Source organism: Streptomyces sp. AB3(2024) (assembly GCF_041862025.1).
Lineage (GTDB): Bacteria > Actinomycetota > Actinomycetes > Streptomycetales > Streptomycetaceae > Streptomyces.
Genome location: NZ_JBGWAB010000235.1, coordinates 1 through 6,376, shown reverse-complemented (window position 1 = coordinate 6,376; position 6,376 = coordinate 1). Strand labels below are relative to the sequence as shown.

Sequence of the window (6,376 nt, the reverse complement as noted above, 5' to 3'; positions counted from 1 at the left end):
GCGACCAGCCCCGCCCCCCCCCCGCCGCGCGGGCGCGGGGGGGGGGGGGGGCGGGGGCGGGCCCCGGCGCCGTGCACGGACGGGCGGGGCGGAGGTCAGGCCGCGAGGCCGAGGGCCGCCATCCGCTTGGTGTGGGCCTTGGTGATGCGGGTGAACATCTCGCCGACGGCCGCCAGGTCGAAGCCGGCCGCCATCCCGTCGACGCCGCCGACCAGCATGGTGGAGAGCGCGTCGCGCTCGGCGACCACGCGCTGGGCCTGCGAGAGGGCCTCGCCCATCAGGCGGCGGGCCCACAGCGCGAGCCGGCCGCCGCAGCGCGGGTCGGCCTCGATCGCGGCGCGGACCTTCTCGACGGCGAAGCCGCCGTGGCCGGTGTCGTCGAGGACGCCGACGACCAGGGCGCGGGTGTCGGTGTCGAGGTGGCTGGCGACCTCGCGGTAGAAGTCGCTGGCGATGGAGTCGCCGACGTAGGCCTTGACCAGACCCTCCAGCCAGTCGGAGGGCGCGGTCTGGCGGTGGAAGTCGTCCACGCCCTTGGCGAAGGGCTCCATCGCCGCGGTCGGCTCGGCGTCGATCGCCGAGAGCCGGTCGCGCAGCCGCTCGAAGTGGTGGAATTCGGCGGAGGCCATCTTCGCGAGCTCGGCCTTGTCGCCCAGGGTGGGGGCGAGCTTCGCGTCCTCGGCGAGACGCTCGAAGGCCGCGAGTTCCCCGTACGCCAGCGCGCCGAGCAGGTCCACCACGGCGGCGCGGTACTGGGGCGAAGCCGAGGCGGTCGCCCAGTCCTGGGCGGCGATGCCCTGCGCGCCGTCGGACGCGCCGTCGTCGGCGGGAGATGCGTTTTCTACGGTCGACATGCTCCGCACAATAGCCCGCCGAAAGGCACCACGAACCACCTGCTCAGTCCACGTAAACGCGCCTACCCGGTGAATTCACCCGACACACCTGCGCGATTCCGGGGTACAGTGGTAATGCGCCTGCCGGAATACTCGGCGGGCCATCCGAATGAGGATGCCCGGTCGGTGGCCCGATCGGCTCCAACCCGACCGCCCTCTGTGCGGTGTGTACGTCCATGCGTACCACCTCCGCACGAGGGGCCCCCTCAGCGGCACGAGCGCTTGAGCGAAGGCTAGTGGTCCCGCGCAGCTTCGTACGACCCGCCCGAACCTGGGTGGGCGCAGTACTGCAAGCCCGGCACGGTACGACCCCCCTCGCCGCCTCGCGCCGCGTCTCACAGAAGAGGCAGCACCCTGACTACGTTCCGAGACCTCGGGATCTTTCCCGAGACGGCCGAGGCCCTTGAAGCCGTCGGCATCGTGTCCCCCTTCCCGATCCAGGAGATGACCCTCCCCGTCGCCCTCTCCGGCACGGACGTCATCGGCCAGGCCAAGACCGGCACCGGCAAGACGCTGGGCTTCGGCCTCCCCCTGCTGGAGCGGGTCGTCGTCCCCGCGGACGTCGAGGCCGGCCGGGCAACGCCCGAGCAGCTGACCGACGCTCCGCAGGCCCTCGTGGTGGTTCCCACCCGCGAGCTGTGCACCCAGGTCACCAACGACCTCCTGACCGCGGGCAAGGTCCGCAACGTCCGCGTCCTCGCCATATACGGCGGCCGCGCGTACGAGCCCCAGGTCGAGGCGCTCAAGAAGGGCGTCGACGTGATCGTCGGCACCCCGGGCCGCCTCCTGGACCTGGCCGGGCAGAAGAAGCTCGACCTCTCCCGCGTCAAGGCCCTCGTCCTGGACGAGGCCGACGAGATGCTCGACCTGGGCTTCCTGCCCGACGTCGAGAAGATCATGGGCTACCTGCCCGCGAAGCGTCAGACGATGCTGTTCTCGGCCACCATGCCGGGCGCCGTCATCGGACTGGCCCGCCGGTACATGACCCAGCCGACGCACATCCGCGCCGTCTCCGAGGACGGCGAGGGCGCGACCGTCGCCAACATCAAGCAGCACGTCTTCCGTGCGCACAACATGGACAAGCCGGAGCTGGTCTCCCGCATCCTGCAGGCCGAGGGCCGTGGCCTGGCCATGATCTTCTGCCGTACCAAGCGCACGGCGGCCGACATCGCCGAGCAGCTGGAGAAGCGCGGCTTCGCCTCCGGCGCCGTCCACGGCGACCTGGGCCAGGGCGCGCGCGAGCAGGCCCTGCGCGCGTTCCGCAACGGCAAGGTCGACGTGCTGGTGTGCACCGACGTGGCCGCGCGCGGCATCGACGTCGAGGGCGTGACCCACGTCATCAACTACCAGACGCCCGAGGACGAGAAGACCTTCCTGCACCGCGTGGGCCGCACCGGCCGCGCGGGCAACAAGGGCACAGCCGTCACCCTGGTCGACTGGGACGACATCCCGCGCTGGCAGCTGATCAACAAGGCGCTGGAGCTCGACTTCCACGAGCCCGAGGAGACGTACTCCACGTCCCCGCACCTGTACGAGCTGCTGAACATCCCGGCCGGCACCAAGGGCATCCTGCCGCGTGCCGAGCGCGTGCGGGCCGGCCTGAAGGCCGAGCAGCTCGAAGACCTCGGCGAGACCGGCGGACGCGGTGGCCGTGGCGGCCGCGGCGCCGCCGCTGCCGCGGTGGTCACCGAGGAGCGTCCGCCGCGTACCCGTACGCCGCGCCAGCGCCGCCGCACCCGCGGTGGCGAGGATCTGGGCGACACGGCCGTGGCCGCCCCCGCGGCGGCTCCGGCCGCCGAGGCCCCCTCCGCTCCGGCCGCGCCCGCCGTCGACGAGCCGCGCCGCCCGCGCCGCCGCCGCACCCGGGTCGCCGCTCCGGCCGTGGTGGCCGAGGCCGCCGTGGTCGAGGCCCCCGTGGCTCCGGCCGTCGTGGTCCAGGCCCCCGTGGTCGAGGAGCCCGTGGCTCCGGCCGTCGTCGAGGTCCCGGCTCCGGCCGTGTCCGAGGAGACGCCGGTCAAGCCGAAGCGCACCCGGACCCGCAAGCCCACCCAGACCCCGGTCGCGCCGCTCGCCACCGCCACCCTCGTGGTGGAGGAGGCGCCGGTGAAGGTGCGTCGTCCCCGTAAGGTCGCCGCTCCCGCCGTGGACGAGCCGGACTTCCAGATGGCCCCGCCGGTGGAGCCCGTCAAGGCCCGCCGCACCACCCGGGCTCCGCGCAAGGCCGTCGAGGCGCCCGCCGCCGCGGTGACCGAGGAGGCCCCCGCCAAGCCCAAGCGCACCCGGACCCGCAAGGCCGCCGAGGCCGCTCCGGTCGCCGAGGCCGCCGCCGAGGCTCCCGCGAAGCCGAAGCGCACCCGGACCCGCAAGGTCGCCGAGGCCGCTCCGGAGGCGTAGGGCTCACACCCGTACGACGGCCCCGGTCCCCTTCCCAGGGGGCCGGGGCCGTCCTCGTACCCGGACGTACGGGCCGGTAACCTCGGGGCCATGAGCAAGCCGCCGCGCCTCACCCTGCCGCCCGCCGCCCGCGCGTACCGCCTGACGACCGCCCGCGGCGAGTTCGCCGCACACGAGGCCGGTGAGCCCCTGCGCGGCACCGTCCTCCTGCTCCCCGGGTTCACCGGCAGCAAGGAGGACTTCATCGCCCTGCTGGAACCCCTGGCCGCGGCCGGCTACCGGGTCGTCGCCGTCGACGGGCGCGGCCAGTACCAGAGCCCGGGGCCGCGCGAGGAGTCCGCGTACGGGCTCCAGGAGCTGGGCCGGGACGTCCTGGCGCAGGCCGCGGCGCTCGGCGGGGGGCCGCTGCACCTGGTCGGCCACTCCCTGGGCGGCCTCGTCGCCCGCGCGGCGGTGCTGCGCGACGCCTCCCCCTTCACCTCCCTCACGCTGATGAGCAGCGGGCCGGGCGCGATCGCCGAGGAACAGCGGGCGCGCACGAAGCTGCTGGTCGCGGCCTTGGAGGCGATGCGGGAGGACATGCCGGGGGTGTGGGAGGCGATGCGGGCCCACGATCCCGAGGACGCGGTCCCCGACGCCCCGGAGCTGGCGGAGTTCCTGCGCGAGCGCTGGCTGGGCACCGTACCGGAGCAGCTGATCGCCACGGGGCGGGTGCTGATCTCGGAGCCGGACCGGGTGGCGGAGCTGGCGGCGGTGGCGCTGCCGAAGCTGGTCCTGTCGGGGACGGTCGACTACGCCTGGCCGGTGCCGCTGATGGACGAGATGGCCGTCCGGCTGGGCGCTTCCCGGGTCCTGGTGGAAGCCGCCGAACACTCCCCGAACGCCGAGAACCCGCAGGTCACAGCCGACTCTCTAGTGATCTTTTGGCGATCCTTGAGCGCTCGGTAGTTAGCTAAGGAAAAAATTTCCTTAGCGTAGGGAATGTTTCTGGTGCGCCACCCGTTGAACCCTTCGCAAGGAGAACACCGACGAAGGGAGAAGCCATGCGCTTCGAGATTCTGCGCCTGAACGACGTCGACGGGTCCGCCGTGGACAGCACCGTCGTGGACGCGGCCTCCGTCAACCGGATCGTGCAGCAGGCCGCCGCGGTGGGCCAGCGCATTCTCATCCGACCGGCCGAGACGGCGTCCTCCTGATGCTTTCGACGACGCCCCCGCACCGAGGACGGTGCGGGGGCGTTCGCATGCGGTCTCAGGCTCCGTGGACGACCTGGAGCACACCGTTGATGATCTGCTGGACGGCGATGGCCGACAGCATCATGCCCGCGAGGCGGGTGACCAGGACGACGCCGCCGTCCTTGATGATCCGGATGATCACGAGCGAGTAGCGCATGGTCAGCCACAGCACCACGTGCATGGCGATGATCGCGCACCACACGGAGACCTGGCCGGTGAAGCCGTCGGCCTTCTGCACGGCCAGGATCACGGACACGATCGCACCGGGACCGGCCAGCAGCGGCATGCCCAGCGGGACGAGGGCGACGTTGACGTCCTTGGTCTGCTTGGGCTCGTCCGTCTTGCCCGTGAGCAGGTCGAGCGCGATGAGCAGGAGCAGCAGACCGCCCGCGATCATCAGCGCCGGGACGGAGACGTGCAGGTAGTCCAGGATCTGCTGGCCGCAGATGCCGAAGACGGCGATGACCCCGAAGGCCACGCAGACGGCCTGCCAGGCCATGCGGCGCTGGACCTTGGCGGCGCGCCCCGAGGTCAGGGCGAGGAAGATCGGCGTGATCCCCGGGGGGTCCATAATCACAAAAAGCGTGAGAAAAAGGGATCCGAAGACGGCGAAATCAAACACAGTGATGCCTTGCAGGTGAGGGGTGTTACGAAAAGAGGGTGTGGGGAGGGGCCGCGCGCAGCTCAGGCGCGGGCGGCGGATCCGCCGGCGCCCGGAACGGGGAAGGCCCCGGTGGCGCGGCGCGTGATCTCGCCGTAGATCTCGGGGTCTGTCGTGTACTCCCCGAGGCGGCAGGTCTTGCGGCTGCCGTGGTAGTCGCTGGACCCGGTGGTCAGCAGGCCGAGGTCGGCCGCGAGGCCGCGCAGCCGGTCGCGGGTGGCGGCGTCGTGGTCCATGTGGTCCACCTCGATGCCGTCCAGGCCTGCCGCCGCGAGGGCGGCGATCGCCGACTCGGGCACGCACTCGCCGCGCTTGACGGCGGCGGGGTGCGCGAAGACGGTGACCCCGCCGGCCGCCTTGACCAGGCGGATGGCGTCGAAGGGGTCGAGCTCGTGCTTCTCGGCGTAGGCACGGCCGCCGTCGGCGAGCCAGTCCGCGGTGAACGCGTCGGAGACGGTGGGCACCACGCCGAGCTCGACCATGGCGGTGGCTATGTGCGGGCGCCCCACGGAGCCTGCACCGGCGATCCGGGCCACCTGCTCCCAGGTGACGTCCACACCGAGCGCCCGGAGCTTGCCGACCATGGCCTGCGCGCGGGGGGTGCGGTCGTCGCGCACGAGCTCGCGCTCACGGGAGAGCTCGGGCTCCCGCGGGTCGAAGAGGTACGCGAGCAAGTGCATCCCGACCCCGTCGAGACGGCAGGACAACTCGGCGCCGGTCACGAGGGTGAGACCGGGCGGCAGGGCCGCGATGGCCTCGGCGTATCCCCCGACGGTGTCGTGGTCGGTCAGCGCGACGACGTCCAGCCCGGCCGCGGCGGCGTTGGCGACCAGCTCGGCGGGGGTGTCGGTGCCGTCGGAGGCCGTGGAGTGGGTGTGCAGATCGATGCGCACAGCCGAGCTCCAGGGTTTTGACGGACGGGGACACTCCAGAGTACCCGTGCCCTGGCCGGGCGGTTGCCGTGTGCCGTGGCCGGTGCCCGGCCGTCGGGTGGGTTGCCGCTGCGCGGGGCTGTCCCCTACCCGCCCTTCCACCGTTCCCGCCTCAGTCGCCGGCGCGGCTCACTGCACGGCGCTCCGCGCCCGCGCCTCAAACGCCGGCGGGGCGGGAAGAACCACCCCCGCGGGGGTTTGCGGCGCGGGGGTCCGGGGGCGGAGCCCCCGAAGGGTCCGGGCGGAGCCCGGGGAACGGGG

Annotated in this window: 6 protein-coding genes; 3 read left to right on the top strand and 3 right to left on the bottom strand. The window is 72.9% G+C overall.

Annotated features, from left to right (window positions below):
- Nucleotides 1-95: 95 nt before the first annotated feature.
- A complete protein-coding gene (locus ACEPPI_RS39410) occupies nt 96-854 on the bottom strand; it encodes a ferritin-like fold-containing protein (RefSeq protein WP_266842104.1) in 759 nt (252 codons plus the stop codon).
- 459 nt (nt 855-1,313) lie between these two features.
- Between ACEPPI_RS39410 and ACEPPI_RS39405 the strand changes: the two genes are divergently transcribed.
- The 3 genes from ACEPPI_RS39405 to ACEPPI_RS39395 all read left to right on the top strand — a co-directional run bounded on the left by ACEPPI_RS39405 (nt 1,314) and on the right by ACEPPI_RS39395 (nt 4,483).
- Entirely contained in the window at nt 1,314-3,287 is a 1,974-nt protein-coding gene (locus ACEPPI_RS39405; protein WP_373920064.1) for a DEAD/DEAH box helicase, read from the top strand.
- Nucleotides 3,288-3,377: 90 nt separating this feature from the next.
- A complete protein-coding gene (locus ACEPPI_RS39400; protein WP_373920063.1) occupies nt 3,378-4,235 on the top strand; it encodes an alpha/beta fold hydrolase in 858 nt (285 codons plus the stop codon).
- Between the two features lie 95 nt (nt 4,236-4,330).
- Complete coding sequence (locus ACEPPI_RS39395) at nt 4,331-4,483, top strand: hypothetical protein (protein WP_167456791.1); 153 nt, start codon at nt 4,331-4,333, stop codon at nt 4,481-4,483.
- A gap of 55 nt (nt 4,484-4,538) precedes the next feature.
- Here the strand turns inward: ACEPPI_RS39395 and ACEPPI_RS39390 are convergent, their stop codons facing one another.
- Nucleotides 4,539-5,144 (bottom strand): MarC family protein, encoded by a 606-nt coding sequence (locus tag ACEPPI_RS39390; protein WP_266842099.1) that lies wholly within the window; start codon nt 5,142-5,144, stop codon nt 4,539-4,541.
- 62 nt (nt 5,145-5,206) lie between these two features.
- Nucleotides 5,207-6,076 (bottom strand): PHP domain-containing protein, encoded by an 870-nt coding sequence (locus ACEPPI_RS39385; RefSeq protein WP_373920062.1) that lies wholly within the window; start codon nt 6,074-6,076, stop codon nt 5,207-5,209.
- Between the last annotated feature and the right edge of the window lie 300 nt (nt 6,077-6,376).